At 70.4% G+C, this 15930-nt stretch carries 14 protein-coding genes and 2 pseudogenes; 5 read left to right on the top strand and 11 right to left on the bottom strand.

The genetic code is table 11. The features are described from left to right. Positions 1 to 123: 123 nt before the first annotated feature. The 5 genes and pseudogenes from KBX34_RS31405 to KBX34_RS31385 form a co-directional block, all read right to left on the bottom strand. Positions 124 to 870: pseudogene (locus KBX34_RS31405) on the bottom strand (BMP family ABC transporter substrate-binding protein); the annotation flags it as partial. A 277-nt stretch (positions 871 to 1147) separates the two neighbouring features. Further along, positions 1148 to 1489, bottom strand: a complete 342-nt coding sequence (locus tag KBX34_RS31400) for a hypothetical protein (RefSeq protein WP_210795406.1) — start codon at positions 1487 to 1489, stop codon at positions 1148 to 1150. Positions 1490 to 1568: 79 nt separating this feature from the next. Beyond that, on the bottom strand, positions 1569 to 2456 hold the full coding sequence (locus tag KBX34_RS31395; RefSeq protein WP_088951442.1) for a sugar ABC transporter permease: 888 nt from the start codon (positions 2454 to 2456) through the stop codon (positions 1569 to 1571). Beyond that, positions 2453 to 4096 carry an ABC transporter permease subunit gene (locus KBX34_RS31390; protein ID WP_099850410.1) on the bottom strand — a complete coding sequence of 548 codons (1644 nt, stop codon included), beginning with the start codon at positions 4094 to 4096 and terminating at the stop codon, positions 2453 to 2455. Before KBX34_RS31390 ends, KBX34_RS31395 begins: the two co-directional genes overlap by 4 nt. Next, positions 4096 to 5343 carry a maltose ABC transporter substrate-binding protein gene (locus KBX34_RS31385; RefSeq protein ID WP_210795408.1) on the bottom strand — a complete coding sequence of 416 codons (1248 nt, stop codon included), beginning with the start codon at positions 5341 to 5343 and terminating at the stop codon, positions 4096 to 4098. Before KBX34_RS31385 ends, KBX34_RS31390 begins: the two co-directional genes overlap by 1 nt. A 199-nt stretch (positions 5344 to 5542) precedes the next feature. Here KBX34_RS31385 and KBX34_RS31380 point away from each other — a divergent pair, with 199 nt between their 5' ends. The 3 genes from KBX34_RS31380 (at position 5543) to KBX34_RS31370 (ending at position 8810) form a co-directional block, all read left to right on the top strand. Next, positions 5543 to 6589, top strand: coding sequence for a LacI family DNA-binding transcriptional regulator (locus KBX34_RS31380; RefSeq protein WP_141907846.1), 1047 nt, complete (start codon positions 5543 to 5545; stop codon positions 6587 to 6589). 32 nt (positions 6590 to 6621) lie between these two features. Then, positions 6622 to 8256, top strand: a complete 1635-nt coding sequence (locus tag KBX34_RS31375; RefSeq protein WP_210928655.1) for a glycoside hydrolase family 13 protein — start codon at positions 6622 to 6624, stop codon at positions 8254 to 8256. 182 nt (positions 8257 to 8438) lie between these two features. Further along, positions 8439 to 8810 carry a VOC family protein gene (locus tag KBX34_RS31370; RefSeq protein WP_088951437.1) on the top strand — a complete coding sequence of 124 codons (372 nt, stop codon included), beginning with the start codon at positions 8439 to 8441 and terminating at the stop codon, positions 8808 to 8810. 72 nt (positions 8811 to 8882) lie between these two features. Here KBX34_RS31370 and KBX34_RS31365 read toward each other — a convergent pair whose 3' ends face one another. From KBX34_RS31365 to KBX34_RS31340, 6 genes and pseudogenes are all read right to left on the bottom strand, one after another. Next, complete coding sequence (locus KBX34_RS31365) at positions 8883 to 9320, bottom strand: hypothetical protein (protein ID WP_030486628.1); 438 nt, start codon at positions 9318 to 9320, stop codon at positions 8883 to 8885. Positions 9321 to 9401: 81 nt separating this feature from the next. Then, on the bottom strand, positions 9402 to 9788 hold the full coding sequence (locus KBX34_RS31360) for a GntR family transcriptional regulator (RefSeq protein WP_210928654.1): 387 nt from the start codon (positions 9786 to 9788) through the stop codon (positions 9402 to 9404). Beyond that, a complete protein-coding gene (locus KBX34_RS31355; RefSeq protein WP_099850398.1) occupies positions 9788 to 10714 on the bottom strand; it encodes a YhjD/YihY/BrkB family envelope integrity protein in 927 nt (308 codons plus the stop codon). The genes KBX34_RS31360 and KBX34_RS31355 overlap by 1 nt, the downstream gene beginning before the upstream one ends. 79 nt (positions 10715 to 10793) lie before the next feature. Continuing rightward, positions 10794 to 11363 carry a 2'-5' RNA ligase family protein gene (locus KBX34_RS31350; RefSeq protein ID WP_172862155.1) on the bottom strand — a complete coding sequence of 190 codons (570 nt, stop codon included), beginning with the start codon at positions 11361 to 11363 and terminating at the stop codon, positions 10794 to 10796. Positions 11364 to 11387: 24 nt separating this feature from the next. Next, positions 11388 to 12413 (bottom strand): tryptophan--tRNA ligase, encoded by a 1026-nt coding sequence (gene trpS, locus KBX34_RS31345; protein ID WP_210928652.1) that lies wholly within the window; start codon positions 12411 to 12413, stop codon positions 11388 to 11390. Positions 12414 to 12629: 216 nt separating this feature from the next. Then, positions 12630 to 13640 (bottom strand): annotated as a pseudogene (locus KBX34_RS31340) (hemolysin family protein); the annotation flags it as partial. Between the two features lie 249 nt (positions 13641 to 13889). On the opposite strand from KBX34_RS31340, the gene galE reads away from it, so the two are divergent. Both galE and galK read left to right on the top strand, forming a co-directional pair. After that, positions 13890 to 14819 carry a UDP-glucose 4-epimerase GalE gene (gene galE, locus KBX34_RS31335; RefSeq protein WP_247672456.1) on the top strand — a complete coding sequence of 310 codons (930 nt, stop codon included), beginning with the start codon at positions 13890 to 13892 and terminating at the stop codon, positions 14817 to 14819. Next, the coding region (galK, locus tag KBX34_RS31330) for a galactokinase (RefSeq protein WP_210928649.1) at positions 14816 to 15930 on the top strand (1115 nt) is incomplete at its 3' end. The genes galE and galK, both read left to right, overlap by 4 nt.

Here is a 15930-nt window from a genome sequence, read left to right as displayed (position 1 = left end):
CGCCGACCACGATCGCCAGCACCAGCGACAGCAGGGTCACCGTGAAGGTGTTGGCCGCCCAGAGGTTGTCCATGAACAACCGGCCCAGACTCGGCTTCTGCTCCGGCTCCGGCTTGGACGCCGGGCCTTGGCCGCGGCGGTGGTGCCGAGGCCTGCGCCACCGGCGACCGGCATGATGATGTCCGCACCCTGGGCGACCAGCGCGTCGGAGACCTTCTTGCCCTCGTCCTGCTTGGCGAAGTCGTTGGTGAAGGAGCCCTTCTGGGTCTCCTTGTTCCAACCCAGCGCCTGGACGTTCTTGCCCTTGGTCTTGTTGTAGTACGCCACGCCGTCGACGAAGCCATCCATGAAGATGGTCACCGGCGGGATCGGCAGGCCGCCGTACGCGCCCACCTTGCCGGACTTGCTCATCCCGGCGGCCAGGTAACCGGCCTGGAACGCGGCCTGCGCGGTGTCGAACTGCATCGGGTAGACGTTGGCGTCACCCGGGTTGGCGTCGACGATGCCGAACGCCTGGTTCGGGTTGGCCTTGGCGATCTTCGAGGTGGCGTTGGCCATCAGACCACCGACCGCCAGGATGAAGTCGCACTTCTGGTTGACGTACTGCGTCAGGTTCGGCTCGTAGTCGGCCTCGGCCTTCGACGCCACGAACTTGGTCTCGATGTTGCTGTTGGCGGCCTTGGCCTCCTCGAGACCCTTCCAGGCCGAGGTGTTGAACGACTTGTCGTCGATGCCACCGACGTCGGTCACCATGCAGGCGCTGAACTTCTTGCCGCCACTGCCGGCGTTGTTGTCATCATCGGGGGCCTCGCCACAAGCGGCGGCGGTGAGCACAAGCCCACCTGCCGCGACGATCGAGGCGATCCGCATCCCACGCACCGAGCGCAAGACGTCTCCTTCCCATTGCACACCGCGCCTAGTGCGGTGGCAGCCCATCAGCCGACCTGCGGTGTGCCGCCGGCTGTCCCACGTTACGGACGGGAGCGTACGCCCGCGCCCACCCACCGGCCGACAATCGTGCACGACTGTTGAGCGCCTGTTACCCGGGTGTAACCCTTGCGTGGGGCACGTCACTCTTCGTGCTGGTAAGCAAGCGACGTGCCGTCCGAAACGTCCGTTTTCCCGGGGTCGGCCCTCTCCCCGGACGTTACCGCCAAAAGACCGCGACCGCCGCGTTGACCAGGGTCAGGCCGACGATCGTCAGGAAATGACCACGGTTCACCGCGTCCCGCTTCCGTGAGAAGAAGACCATGACAAAGATCAGCAGCGCGATCACCAACTTTGTCACAAGCTTCGCGGGCGCCGGCTCGTCCCCGTCGCGCAGCGGGGCGGACAGGCCGAGCCCGGTCAACAACTGGATCACCGCCCCCCAGAGCATGGCCGGGTTGATCCGTAGCCGACCGCTGATGTATTGGGCGATCGATCCGCCGAGCAGCAGGGCGAAGCCGATCAGATGGACGTAGAGGAGGATTAGTCGCAGCGCTTCCACGCCGCCCATCCTCTCCCATCAACGACGGTTTGTAGTAGGGGGTCTGGCGGTCGGCGCGTCGACTCCGGCCGCGGCACGGTCAGCCCTTGACCGCGCCGGCGGTCAGGCCGGAGACGATGTAGCGCTGGAGAAGCTGGAAGACCAGCACGGTGGGGATGGCGGTGAGCAGGGTGCCGGCCGCGAAGATCCCGAAGTTGTTGTTGCTCTGGTTGCCCTGCACCAGGCCGTACATCCCGACTGCGAGAGTCTTGGAGTCGCTGCTGGTGAGGAACACGTTGGCCATCAGGAACTCGTTGATCGTGCCGATGAAGGCCAACAGCCCGGCCACCGCCAGGATCGGCGCCACCAGCGGCAGCATGATCCGGAAGAAGACCTGGGCGTGCGACGCGCCGTCCATGGTCGCCGACTCGTCCAGCTCGCGCGGCAGCGTGTCGAAGAAGCCCTTCATCAGCCAGGTGTTCACCCCGAGCGCCCCACCCAGGTAGAGCAGCAGCAGGCCCCACGGGGTGTTGAAGCCGATCGACGGCCACAGGTCGGTGATCGTGCCGAAGATCAGGTAGATCGCCACGATCGCCAGGAACTGCGGGAACATCTGGATCAGCAGTAGTGAGAGCAGCCCGACCCGGCGGCCGCGGAACCGCATCCGCGAGAAGGCGTACGCGGCCAGCGCGGACAGGAACACCGACGCGAACGACGCCACCCCGGCGATCAGCAACGAGTTGAGGAACCACCGTCCGAAGGCGGTGCGATCGAACAGCTCGCCGAAGTTGTCCAGCGACACCCCGCCGGTGGGCACCAGCTCGGTGGTGGACAGCGTGCCGAGCGGGTTGAGCGCGGCGGACAGCACGAACAGGATCGGGAACAGGCTGAACAGCACGGCGAGCACGGCGACGACGTGCCGCCAGCCGACCTCGGCCAACCAGCGGCCACGCCGCCGACCGGTCCGGATGTGGTTGACCGTTGTCACCCGTACACCTCCTCCTGCTTGCGGGTCCGGCGGAAGCTGATCGCGGAGACCACCGCGACGATGGCGAAGATGAACAGCGAGATCGCGGCGGCGAAGCCGAACTGCGCGCCCTGCCCGCCGAAGGCGAGCCGGTAGGTGTACGTGATCAGCAGGTCGGTCGCGCCGTTGGCAGGGTTGTCGGCCGGGAAGGGCGCACCCTCGGTGGTCAGGTAGATCGCGTTGAAGTTGTTGAAGTTGAACGCGAACGACGAGATCAGCAGCGGCGACAGGGCGACCAGGAGCAGCGGCAGGGTGACCGCGCGGAAGGACTGCCAGGGCGACGCCCCGTCGACCGAGGTGGCCTCGGTGAGCTCACGCGGGATGGCCTGCAAGGCACCGGTGGCGACCAGGAACATGTACGGGTAGCCGAGCCAGAGTTGCACGAGGATGACGGCGAAGCGGGCCGTCCACTCCTGACCGAACCAGTCCACGTCCAAGCCGAACAGACTGTTGATCAGGCCGAAGTCGGCGTTGAACATGTCCCGCCAGGCGAGCAGCATCGCGAACGACGGCATGGCGTACGGCAGGACCAGCAGCACCCGGTAGAAGTTGGTGCCGCGCATCCGGGGCGAGTGCAGGACGAGCGCGATCAGCGTGCCGAGCAGGAACGTCCCACCGGTGGAGCCGATGGCGAAGGCGAAGTTCCAGACCAGGGTGCCGAGGAACGGCCCGGAGATGTTCTCGTCGGTGAGCACCCGGGTGAAGTTGTTCAGCCCGACGTTGACCTTCCAGCCCTGGGCCAACCGCTCGCCGTCGGCGGCGACGAAGGCGCCCGCCTCCTCGTCGGCGGTCCAGGTTCGCCCGGTCTCGGTGTCCCGTACGCAGTCGCAGCCAGCCTCGTACGCCCGCACCGCCTTGCCCTCGTACGCCCGGGACAGGCCGCTGGAGCGCACCGCGCCACCGGCGGTCGGGACCACCAGGTCGGTGATCTCCTTGCTGCGGGCGCTGGCCTGGCCGAAGGTCAGCACTGTGTAGCCGTCGGCGGCAGTGACCTTGCCGCCCGTGGCGACCGTGACGTCGGCGGCGTCGAGTTGGCGGAGCCCTCCGGTGTCGCCGACGGAGACCGCGCCGGTGCCGGGGTCGGTGACCAGGAAGACCAGCGGACCGGTGGCCGGGTCGCCCTTGGTGGCGATCGACAGGGCGTATTCGGCGGACCCCGGCACCTGGGTGACCGACGAGGTCTGGATCGCGACGACCGCGTCGTCCTTGCTGCCCCGGTGCCCGTCCCCGAAGTTCGTGAAGGCGGTGCTGGCGGTGTAGAGCACCGGGAAGACCTGGAAGGCGATCAGGAACAGGGTGCCCGGGACCAGGTACTTGGCCGGGACGTGCCGGCGGGTGAGGTACAGGTAGAACAGCCCGACCGTGGACGCCGCCAGCAGGGCGAGGCCGGTCCACATCTCGGCGGCGATGAGCGGGAAGGCCGCCCAGACCGCGATGCCGGCGGTCAGACCGAGAAGGAGCACCTTGCCGGCGAGCCCGGCCACTGTGATCGGGGCGTCGTCGCGCGAGCGCGAGGCACGTGGGCGCGGAGGTGGGGAGCCGGCGGGCTCCCGGCCCGGAGTCCGCGTGGCGGACTCCGGGCCGGACAGCGGCGTACTCATTACTTGATCTGGCCGGAAATGGTCTTGCCGGCGGTGGTGATGGTGCTGGTCGGGTCGGCCCCGCCGATGACGGCGGCCTGGGCCTTGCCGAACGGGTCCCAGATCGCGGCCATCGCCGGGATGGCCGGGAGGACCTGACCGTTCTTACCGGCCTCCTGGAACTTGGCCAGATCCGGGTCGTTGCCCTTGACCTGGTCGAGGGCGGCGGTCAGCGCCGGCGGCCGGGGCTCGGCGTTGTAGAGCGCGACGGCCAGCTCGGGCGTGGTGGTGTAGTTGGCCACGAACTCCTGGGCCAGCGCCTTGTTCTTGCCCTTGGCGGCGACGTAGAACGCCTGCACACCCACGAACGGCTGGGCTTCCTTGCCGCCGGCGAAGCCGGGGATGGCCGAGATGTCGTAGGAGATGTTGGCCTTCTTGACGTCGGCAACCGCCCACGGGCCGGAGACCAGGTACGCGCACTTCTTGCCGGTGAACGTGGAGATCGAGTTGGTGTCCGAGATGGAGCGCTTGAGCACGCCCTCGCCCTTCTCGCCCAGCGCGCCGATCTTCTTGAAGGCCTCGATCGACTCGGGCTTGCCCACGCCCAGGTCCTTCGGGTCGTAGTCCCCGTTGGCCGCGGTGCCGAAGAGGTAACCGCCGGCGGAGCTGTAGAGCGGGTAGATGTGGTACGCGTCGCCGTTCTGGCCGACCTGGAGGCAGAGCGTCTCGGTGGCCTTCTTCGCCGCCTTGAGCTTCTTGCCGGAGGCGACCAGGTCCTCGATGGTCTTCGGCGCCTCGGGGGCCAGCTCGGTGTTGCGGATCAGCGCCAGGTTCTCCTGCGCGTACGGCACGCCGTAGAGCTGCCCGTTGAAGGTGACGGCCTTGACGGCGGTCTCGTTGAACGCGCTCTTCTGCTCGGCGGCGAGCTGCACGGGGTCGATGGCGCCGTTCTGCACGAGGTTGCCGATCCAGTCGTGCGCGCCGACCACCACGTCCGGGCCACTGCCCTGCTGGGAGGCGGTGACGAAGTTGGTCTGCAGGTCCTTGCTGACGGCCTGGACCTCGACGGTGACGCCGTTCTCCTGACCGAACTTCTCGGCGAACGGCTTGAGGGCGACGGTGCGCTTGTCGTCCGCCCAGATCACCAGTTTGCCGCCGGCGGCCTTGGGGGTTTCCTTCGCGGCCGGCTCGTCGCTGTCGCCGCCACAGCCCGAGGCGGCGAGCGCCAGGGCGAAGAGGGCGACCACACCCGCGGTACGGATGCGCATCGGTACTCCTGTCGTCATGGCGGGTCCGCCGGGGGAAGGGCGGCCCGCCAGTGGGAACCTCTGGAAGTTCTTGCCATCCGGCGCAGGGGTGCTGCGCCGCTGCTCTCGCATGTTGCGGGCACGTTAGCAAGAGGTTGCAAGTAATGGAAGCGCTTGCAAAGGACCCCGCAAGAACTTGCCGGTGGGCTAAAGTGCCGCCATGCGCGCTCGACTGTCCGACATCGCCCAGCAGGCCGAAGTGAGCGAGGCCACGGTGTCGCGGGTGCTCAACGACCGCCCCGGCGTGGCCCCGGAGACCCGGCAGGCCGTCCTGACCGCCCTCGACGTGCTCGGCTACGAGCGCCCGGCTCGACTGCGCAAACGCAGCGCCGGGCTGGTCGGCCTCGTGGTGCCGGAGCTGGACAACCCGATCTTCCCCGCCTTCGCCCAGGTCATCGAGTCGACCCTGGCACAGAGCGGTTTCACGCCGGTGCTCTGCACCCAGAGCGCCGGCGGGGTGACCGAGGACGAGTACGTGGAGATGCTGCTGGACCGGCAGGTCTCCGGGATCGCCTTCGTCTCCGGCCTGCACGCCGACACCGCCGCAAACCACGACCGCTACCGGGCACTGCTCGCCCGGCCCTTGCCGGTCGTGATGATCAACGGGTACGTGCCGGGCATCGGCGCACCCTTCGTCTCCTGCGACGACCGGGAGGCGGCCGAGCTGGCCGTCGCCCACCTGGTCGCGCTCGGGCACCGGCGGATCGGCCTGATCACCGGCCCGGACCGGTTCGTTCCCGTGCAGCGCAAGGTGGCCGGTTGGCGCTCGGCGATGACGCGCCTGGCCGGCGTCGCCGAATCGGATCTGGGCCCCCTGGCCGAGCTGTCGTTGTTCGGTGTGGAGGGTGGCGAGGCGGCGGCCGGTCGACTGCTCGACCGTGGTGTCACCGGCGTCGTCTGCGGCTCCGACCTGATGGCTCTCGGAGCGGTCCGGGCGGCCCGCCAACGTGGCCTCAGCGTGCCCGGCGATCTCTCCGTGGTCGGCTACGACGACTCACCGCTGATGGCCTTCACCGACCCGCCGCTGACCACCATGCGGCAGCCGGTCATCGCGATGGCGGTCGCCGCCGTCCGGGCCCTGGTCGACGAGATCAACGGGCACGGCGCCCCGCACTCGGAGTACCTGTTCCGCCCGGAGCTGGTGGTGCGCGGCTCCACCGCAGTCGTTTCGACTTCCGCACGACTGTCTTACGCAAGATCTGCTTGACTCTTGCAAGGGCGGGCCGGCATATTGCTCGGATGATCAGCACCACCACCCCGCCGCACACCACCGAGGACGACTGGTGGCGCTCCGCGGTCGTCTACCAGGTGTATGTCCGCAGCTTCGCCGACAGTGACGGCGACGGCGTCGGTGACCTTCAGGGCATCCGGCAACGCCTGCCGTACCTGCGCGACCTCGGGGTGGACGCGCTCTGGCTGACCCCGTTCTACACCTCCCCGATGATCGACGGCGGGTACGACGTCGCCGACTACCGCGACGTCGACCCGATGTTCGGCACCCTCGCCGACTTCGACGCGATGATCACCGACGCGCACACCCTCGACCTGCGGATCATCGTCGACCTGGTGCCCAACCACACCTCCAGCGCGCACCGCTGGTTCACCGCCGCCCTCGCCGCCGGCCCCGGCTCGCCGGAGCGGGCCCGCTACCTCTTCGCCGACGGCCAGGGCCCGCACGGCGAGCTGCCCCCGAACGACTGGGAGAGCATCTTCGGCGGCGCGGCCTGGACCCGGACCGCCGACGGTCAGTGGTACCTGCACCTGTTCGACCCGGCCCAACCGGACCTGAACTGGCGGCACCCGGAGGTCCGCGCCGAGTTCGAGGACGTGCTGCGGTTCTGGCTGGACCGGGGCGTGGACGGGTTCCGCGTCGACGTGGCACACGGCATGATCAAGGCGGACGGGCTGCCGGACGTTGGCTTCAGCACGATGACCACCGGCCAGCGCCAGGTCGAACTGCTCGGAAAGGGCCGGCTGCCCTACTTCGACCAGGACGAGGTGCACGAGATCTACCGTGCCTGGCGGCCCATCCTGGACAGCTACCCCGGCGGTCGGATGGCGGTCGCCGAGGCGTGGGCCGAGACCCCGCAACGGCTCGCCCGCTACGTCGGCCCGGACGAGCTGCACCAGGCGTTCAGCTTCGACTTCCTCGACGCCACCTGGACGGCCGACTCGTTCCGCAAGGTGATCGACACCGCGTTGACCGAGTCGACGGTGGTCGGCGCACCGACCACCTGGGTGCTCTCCAACCACGACAAGCAGCGACACGTCACCCGCTACGGCGACGGCGTCGAGGGGTTGCGCCGAGCCCGCGCCGCCAGCCTGCTGATGCTCGCCCTGCCCGGCAGCGCCTACCTCTACCAGGGTGAGGAACTGGGCCTGCCCGAGGTCCTCGACCTTCCCGACGAGCTGCGCCAGGACCCCGCGTTCCTGCGCACCGGCGAGAGCCGCGACGGTTGCCGGGTGCCACTCCCGTGGAGCGGCGACCTGGCCCCGTACGGCTTCGGACCGGCCGGCAGCGAGGCGAGCTGGCTGCCCACCCCCGCCACCTGGCGGGCCCTCTCCGTCGACGCGCAGAGCGGCGTACCCGGCTCGACGCTGGAGCTGTACCGGACCGCGCTGCGAATCCGCCGCGACCACCCGGCGCTGGCTGTCGACGCCGGCGGGGTCACCTGGCTGGAGAGCGGGCCGGACGTGCTCGCCTTCTCCCGCACCGCCGGCGAAACCGTGCTGACCTGCGTGGTCAACCTCAGCGGCGCGCCGGTCCTGATCGACGGGTACGGTCAGCCGCTCGTCGCCAGCGACACGCTCACCGAGCAGGACTCCGGTCACCTGCTGCCGGTCGACGCGGCAGCCTGGTTGGAACGGCGCTGAGCGGGTAACTCGTTTTCGACCTGGTCGTCCGTCGTGCCCCGCGCCAACGGGCGACTGGGCTACCAACCCCTTGTGGTGGGGGGTGAGGTGGCGCTGGCGCCACGCGGAGTCCGCTCCGCGTGGCGCCGGTGTCCGTCCGGGCCCGGCGTGTTCACCGCCGCCGCCGTGGGTACCGGAAACCCATGGGCGTACGGATTGCGCAGTGCACACTAGACGTCGAGGACATTGACCTGATGGTGTCGTTCTGGTCGGCGGCCCTCGGCTACGACATCGAGCAGGGCGACGACGGCAGCGCCAAGCTGTGGCCCCCGGGCGGCCCGTCCGCCACGGCGCCCACCCTCTGGTTGCAGGGCTCCGGCACCGGCAAGCGGGGCAAGAACCGTCTGCACCTCGATCTGGTCGCCGACACCGACCCGCAGACCGAGGTACGGCGCCTGATCGACCTCGGCGCACGCCATGTCGACATCGGTCAGACCGGATCCGAACAGTTCACGGTGCTCGCCGACCCCGAGGGCAACGAGTTCTGCGTGCTGGACTCGGCACCGACCCGCTGACCGTCTCCCGGGAGTCGCCACGACCCGCTGACCGTCCCGGGGGTCGCCGCGACCCGCTGACCGTTCCCGGGGTCACTTCGCAGTGAGCAGCGCCGCGATCCGGGTGAAGCCGGCGCGCACCTCGGCCTCGTCCGGCGGCTCCACGGGTTCGCCGTGCCCCGCCTCGTCGGCGGCGGCGTCCAACTCCTCGTCGATCACGTCCTCGAAGTCACCGTAGAGGTCGGCCCCCTCCACCTGGCGGGCCTCGTCTTCGGCGGCGACCTGCGCAGCGGCGATCTCACTGCGGATCTCGTCGGCCGACAGCGCCGGCAGCAGCGGCTCCACCACGGCCATCAGCTGCTCCTCGGCCACCACCGCCTCGGCCAGCGCCAACGCGTGCGGCCGCTCGTACGGCCCGCAGACCACCGGCTCCCACTCATCGAGGTCACCGAGCGGACCGAAGGTGATGATCCACGGCAGGCCGAGAAGCGGTGAGTCCGCCGGCAGGTCCAGTGTCATGAGTGCGCCCACCGGCTCATCATGGTCCGCAAACGCGAGCCACGATGCCTTTCGGCTCAGTTACCGCCCGTCCGGCGGTCGATCAGCGGCCGGTCAGCCGGGGCGGGCGGCGTCCAGGGCGGCACGGACCAGAGCGAGCGCGGTGGCCGGCGCCACGCCGAGCCGAGCCGCCTCGGCCGCGTACCCGGCCGCCGCCCGCTGCAACCGGTCGACGGCGTCGTCCCGGCCAGGGGCGACGAAGGTGCCGTTGCGCCCCCGGGTCTCCAGCAGCCCGGCCACCTCCAACCCCCGGTACGCCCGGGCCACCGTGTTCGCGGCCAGCCTCAGGTCGGCGGCGAGCTGCCGGACGGTGGGCAGGCGGCTGCCGACCGGCAACCGGCCGTCGCCGATCATCTCGGCGAGCTGCCCGCGTACCTGCTCGTACGGGGGCACCGACGAGTCCGGGTCGACCGAGATCAGCACGTGGGCACCTTCCGTCATCAGCCCCCACCGCCCGGCGTACCGGGGTCGGTGTCCTCGTCGGCCGGTTTGGGCGGGGCGGCGGCCTCCGCCAGGTCCACCACCCGCCCGTTCGAACTGGTCGCGAGCAGCGCCGCGCCGAACAACACCAGCTGATTGAGCAGGTAGAGGTAGAGCAGCAGACCAACGGCGCCAGCCACAACGGTGTACGCCGGATTCCGCTCGGTACGCACCACGTAGTAGCGCCCGACCGTGTTCAACAGCGTGATGCCGATCGCCACCAGCAGCACCACCGGACGAAGCCGGGACCGGCTCATCCGCAGCCGGGGCACCGCGAGGAGCAACGCGGTGGCGAGCACCGCGTTGACCAGCACGCTGAGCACCGCGCTGATCGTGGTCAGACCGACCGACCCGGTGCTGCGCAACAGGAACCGCAGCACCGACTCCAACGCGTCCACCGCCGCGACCGATACGCCCAGCAGCACGAAGATGCCGATCATCACGCCCAGGTCGACCAGCCGCCGGATCACCAGGTTGCCCGGCTGCTGGTTGAGTGAGTACATCAACCGCTGCGAGGACCGGATCGCCTCCACCCAGCCGATCCCGGTGAAGACCAGGATGACCAGGCCGACCACACCGACCGTGCCGCTGGAGTTGGCGATCTGCTCGGCGTCCAGGAACGGCAGATTCTCCTTGAGGAAGTCGGCCGCCGCCGCGCTGACCTCGTCGTTGTCCTCAAGGATCGCGCCGAAGATGGAGTACGCGACCAGGGCGAGAGCGAACACCGCGAAGAAGCCGTAGTAGGCGATCGCTGCGGCCAACCGCCCGGCCAGCACGTCGGCGTACAGGGCGCCGGCCCGCCAGACGTGGTCGAAGAGGCCCGACCGGCGGCGCGCGGCGCTCACCCAGCGGTCGATGCCCGCCTCGATGCGGCCGATCACGTTCACGCGATCATCCTCGCCGATCTCCCACCGCCGTCGTGGCAACCGGCTCCCGAAGCTCACCGATCGGCGCGTCGCCGACGGCTCAGTCGCCGAGGCGGAAGTCCCGACGCGGCTGCCACCGGGCCTCCCCGCTGTGCGAGAAGAGGGTGAACGCGTCGACCTCGAACATCGCGGAGAAGTCGGCCAGGTCCTCGTACACCTTGTCCAGGGCCTCCGGCGGCACGTCCTGCGCCACGGTGACGTGCGGATGGTACGGGAAGCGCGCCTGCCGTTGTAGACCTGGTGCCGCGGCGATCGCGGCGGCCAGCAGTTCGCACTCGCTGATCCCGGCGGCGACCGCGACGAACACCACCTGGGTGACCGGACGGAACGTGCCGGTGCCCCGCAGGTGCAGCGCGAACGGCAGGTGCCCGGCGGCGACGGCGGCCAGGTGCCGCTCGACAGCGGGCAGGTTGGCCGTCTGGATCTCGGTGGGCCCGAGCAACGTCACGTGCGCGGGCACCGCGAGCGGGTCGCCGGCCTCGACGCGCCGCCGGGTGAGCTGGGCACCCCACGGCTCGGGAATGTCCACCGCGATGCCGATCTGGATGGTGTCGCCGGTCGGCGAAACCCCGCCACTGCGATCCACGCTTCGCGCCGCCCCTCCGGCCACCGACCCGTCCACCTGTCCCGCGAGCTACTCGCCACGAACGGGCGGGAAGAAACCCACCCGCTCGTACGCGGACCGCAGGGTCGTCGCAGCCACCGCGCGGGCCTTCTCCGCGCCGCTGGCGAGCAGCTTGTCCAGCTGCGCCGGGTCGTCGAGGTAGCCGCGGGTGCGCTCCTGGATGGGGCGGACGAAGTCCGTGACGACCTCGGCCAACTCCTTCTTCAGGTCGCCGTAGCCGCGGCCCGCGAAGGCGGCCACCAGCTCGTCGATGCTCCGACCGCTCAGCGCCGAGTGGATGGTCAGCAGGTTGGACACACCCGGCTTGGTCTCGGTGTCGAAGACGATCTCGCGACCGGTGTCGGTGACCGCCGACTTGATCTTCTTGGCGGATCGGGCCGGGTCTTCCAGGAGGTCGATGATGCCGGCCGGCGAGGACGACGACTTGGACATCTTCGCCGTCGGGTCCTGAAGGTCGGTGATCTTGGCGGTGTCCTTCACGATGTGCGGCGCCGGGATCGTGAACGTCTGGCCGAACAGCGAATTGAACCGCTGGGCAAGGTCCCGGGAAAGCTCCAGGTGCTGCCGCTGGTCCTCGCCGACCGGCACCGCGTTGGCCTGGTAGAGCAGGATGTCGGCGGCCTGCAGGATCGGGTAGGTGAACAGCCCGACGCTGGACCGGTCGTTGCCGTGCTTCTGCGACTTGTCCTTGAACTGGGTCATCCGACTGGCCTCACCGAAGCCGGTGATGCAGCCGAGCACCCAGGCCAGCTGCGGGTGCTCGGGCACCTGCGACTGCACGAACAGGGTGCTGCGATCCGGGTCGAGCCCGACCGCGAAGAGCTGGGCGGCGGCCACCCGGGTCCGTTGGCGCAGCAGCGCCGGCTCGTGCCCCGCGGTGATGGCGTGCAGGTCCACCACGCAGTAGAACGCGTCGTGGGTCTCCTGGAGAGCCACCCAGTGCCGCACCGCGCCCAGGTAGTTGCCGAGGTGGAACGAGTCGGCCGTCGGCTGGATACCGGAGAAGACGCGGGGGCGGGCGGGAACGTCGGACATGGCGATAATTCTGTCAGCAACCAACCGGGTCCGTCATGACGGGCCGGCGGGTCGGCCGCGGCCCGCCGATGTCGGGCTGCTGACCTCGCGTGGTTCGCCCGCGCCGACCCGGCGCGTCGGCCCGACCGCGACCCGGCGCTGCTGTCCGCCCACGGCCTCCCGCGCCGGCCCGGAGCCGCCGCCCCGAGCCGCCACGCTCTTCGGCTCGTGGCGCTGCCCGGCGTCCGTCTGGTGGCGTTGCCCGCTGTCGGGCTCTTGGCGTTGCTCGGCTGGGTGGACGGCGGAGACCGCGAGCCGGGCCACCCTGCGGCCGTCCAACGCGAGCACCCGCAGCAGGCAGCCGCCCGTCGTGCCAACCGGGTCGGGCGCGTCGCCCTCGTCGGGTTCACCGGGCACCGGGACCTCGTCGCCGTCAACCGGAAGCCGGCCCAGCGCGGCCATCACGAATCCACCAACCGTCTCGTACGGGCCGGCGGGCAGTGCCACCCCGGTCCGTTCGGCGAAGTCGGCGAGGTTGAGACGGCCGTCCACCACGGCGGGCAGGCCGGCGCGCACCGGGTCCGGCGTGGCGTCGTACTCGTCGTGGATCTCGCCGATCAGCTCCTCGATGAGGTCCTCCAGGGTGACGATCCCGGCGGTGCCGCCGTACTCGTCGACCACCACGGCCAGGTGTTGGCCCTCTCGACGCATCTCGGTCAGTGCGGGCAGTACCCGCTTGCTGCCGGGGAGCCGCTTCACCTCCCGGGCCAGCTGACCGACGGTGACGCACGGGTCGGCGTCCGGGCGCAGCAACACGTCACGGAGGTGCACGAAGCCGACCACGTCGTCGTGGGTGCCGTCGGTGACCGGGTAACGGGTGTGCGTCTCGGCGCGGACCAACCGGGCGGCCTCGGCGATGGTCAGCCGCGCCGGGAGGAAGACCACCTCGGTGCGCGGCATCATCACCTCGCGGATCAGGCTGGCACCGGCGACCAGGACCTCGTCGATGATGTGCCGCTCGTCCGGGTCGAGCACCGTGTTCGCAGCGACCAGGTCCCGCAGTTCGGCTTCGGAGATGCGCTCCCGGCCAGCTGCCGGGCCCGCCCCGAGCAGATCGGTGACGAGTCGGGTGGCACCATCGGCAGCGCGGACCAGCACCCGGGCGACGGCCCGGGCGAGCGGCCCGGGGTCGCGGCGGGGCGGCACCCGCACGCGTCGCCGGAGCCCGGTACGGGCCGCTTCCCGCATGACAGAGATGGTAGACACCCTTGGCCCGTCGCACCGGGGGATCACGCGGCGCGGACCACAGATGTTCGGCTCTGTTTAATCGTGAGAGATTATGATGGGATGGGGATGAGGACGGCGTCGGCGACGGTGCCGGCCGTCGTCTTAGGGTGATCACGAAGGGCCACGTCCCGGGCGGGCCAGGCAGGAGGCAACGACGTGAAACTGCTCGTCACCGGGGGCGCCGGCTTCATCGGCAGCGTGGTGACCCGGATGCTGCTCGACGCGGGCCACCAGGTCGTCGTCCTGGACGACCTGCGCACCGGTTACCGCGAGGCGCTCGCGCCGGACGCCACCCACGTGCAGGCGTCCATCCACGACGCCGCCCGCATCGTCACCCCGGACGCCGGCTTCGACGGGGTGCTGCACTTCGCCGCCCTGATCGCCGCCGGGGAGTCGATGGTCAAGCCGGAGCTGTACTGGCAGAACAACACCGTCGGCACGCTCGCCCTGATCGACGCGGTCCGGGCCGCCGGGGTGCCCCGGATGGTCTTCTCCTCCACCGCCGCCGTCTACGGCAACCCCACCGAGCTGCCCATCGGCGAGACCGCGGTCAAGGCACCCACCAACACGTACGGCGCCACCAAGCTCGCCGCCGACATGGCGCTCACCTCGGAGGCCGTCGCACACGGGCTGGCCGCCGTCTCGCTGCGCTACTTCAACGTGGCCGGCGCCCACCTCGACGGTGACGTCTCGCTCGGCGAGCGGCACGACCCGGAGACACACCTCATTCCGATCGCGTTGGAGGTCGCCGCCGGCCGGCGGGAGAAGCTCCAGCTCTTCGGCGACGACTACCCCACCGTCGACGGCACCTGCGTCCGCGACTACATCCACGTCGCCGACCTCGCCCGGGCACACCTGCTGGCGTTGGGCGCCGCCACCGCGGGCCAGCACCGCATCTACAACCTCGGCAACGGCAACGGCTTCAGCAACCGCCAGGTGGTCGACGTGGTCCGCGAGGTCACCGGGCAACCCGTACCGGTCGAGGTCGCGCCGCGCCGCGAGGGCGACCCCGCCGAGCTGGTCGCCTCCTCCGCGCTGGCCCGCGACGAGCTGGGCTGGGTGCCCGAGAAGCCGACCCTGCACGACATGGTCGGCGACGCCTGGTCGTTCTACCGCGCGCACGTCCTGGAGCAGTCATGACCAACCCCACCGGCGACGTCGCCGAGCGGGCCGCCGAGGGTTTCACCAAGCAGTACGGCGGCAAGGCCACCGGCCGCTGGGCGGCTCCCGGCCGGGTCAACCTGATCGGCGAGCACACCGACTACAACGAAGGGTTCGTGCTGCCCTTCGCGCTGCCGCTGCTGACGGTGGTCGCCGCCGACCGACAGGACGGCGACCAGTGGACGGTCTGGTCCGAGCTGTCCGGCGAGACGATCACCTTCGGCGCGGACGACATCGCCGAGCCGGGTCGGGTGACCGGCTGGGGCGCGTACGTCGCCGGGGTGGTCTGGGCGCTCCGCGAGGCCGGCCACCCGGTGCCGGGTGCCCGGCTGGCGATCGCCTCGGACGTGCCGCTGGGCTCCGGTCTCTCCTCCTCGGCGGCACTGGAGTCGGCCGTGCTGGCCGCCCTGCTCGACCTCGGCGGACTGGAGCTCTCCCCCGAGCTGCAACCCCGGCTGGCGCAGCGGGCGGAGAACGTCTACGTGGGCGCGCCGACCGGCATCATGGACCAGTCTGCGGTGATCCGCTGCCGCGCCGGGCACGCCCTCTTCCTGGACTGCCGAGACGAGTCGGTCGAGCAGATTCCCTTCGACCTGGACGCGGCCGGGCTGGCGGTGCTGGTCATCGACAGTCGAGCGCCGCACCGGCACGCCGACGGTGAGTACGCTGCCCGCCGCCGCTCCTGCGAGGCGGGGGCCAGCGCACTCGGGGTCACCGCGCTGCGCGACGTGGGCGTCGACCAGCTCGACGCCGCGCTGGCCCAGCTCGAGGACGAGGAGACCCGGCGACGGGTCCGACACGTGGTCACCGAGGACCAGCGCGTACTGGACACGGTGGCGCTGCTCCGCGCCGCCCGGGTCCGCGACATCGGCCCGCTGCTCACGGCATCGCACGTCTCGATGCGCGACGACTTCGAGATCACCGTGCCGGAGATCGACACCGCGGTCGAGGCGGCGTTGGCGGCCGGCGCGTTGGGTGCCCGGATGACCGGCGGCGGCTTCGGCGGCTGCGTTCTCGCCCTGGTCGAGGCGGACCGAGCCGACGAGGTCGCCGCAGCCGTCACGGCCGCGTACGCCGAGCGCGGCTTCAC

This window comes from Micromonospora sp. M61 (assembly GCF_018070245.1).
In the GTDB taxonomy this organism is placed as follows: Bacteria; Actinomycetota; Actinomycetes; order Mycobacteriales; family Micromonosporaceae; genus Micromonospora; species Micromonospora zamorensis.
Note: the sequence above shows the minus strand (reverse complement) of the source record. Positions and strands in the feature narration are given on the sequence as shown.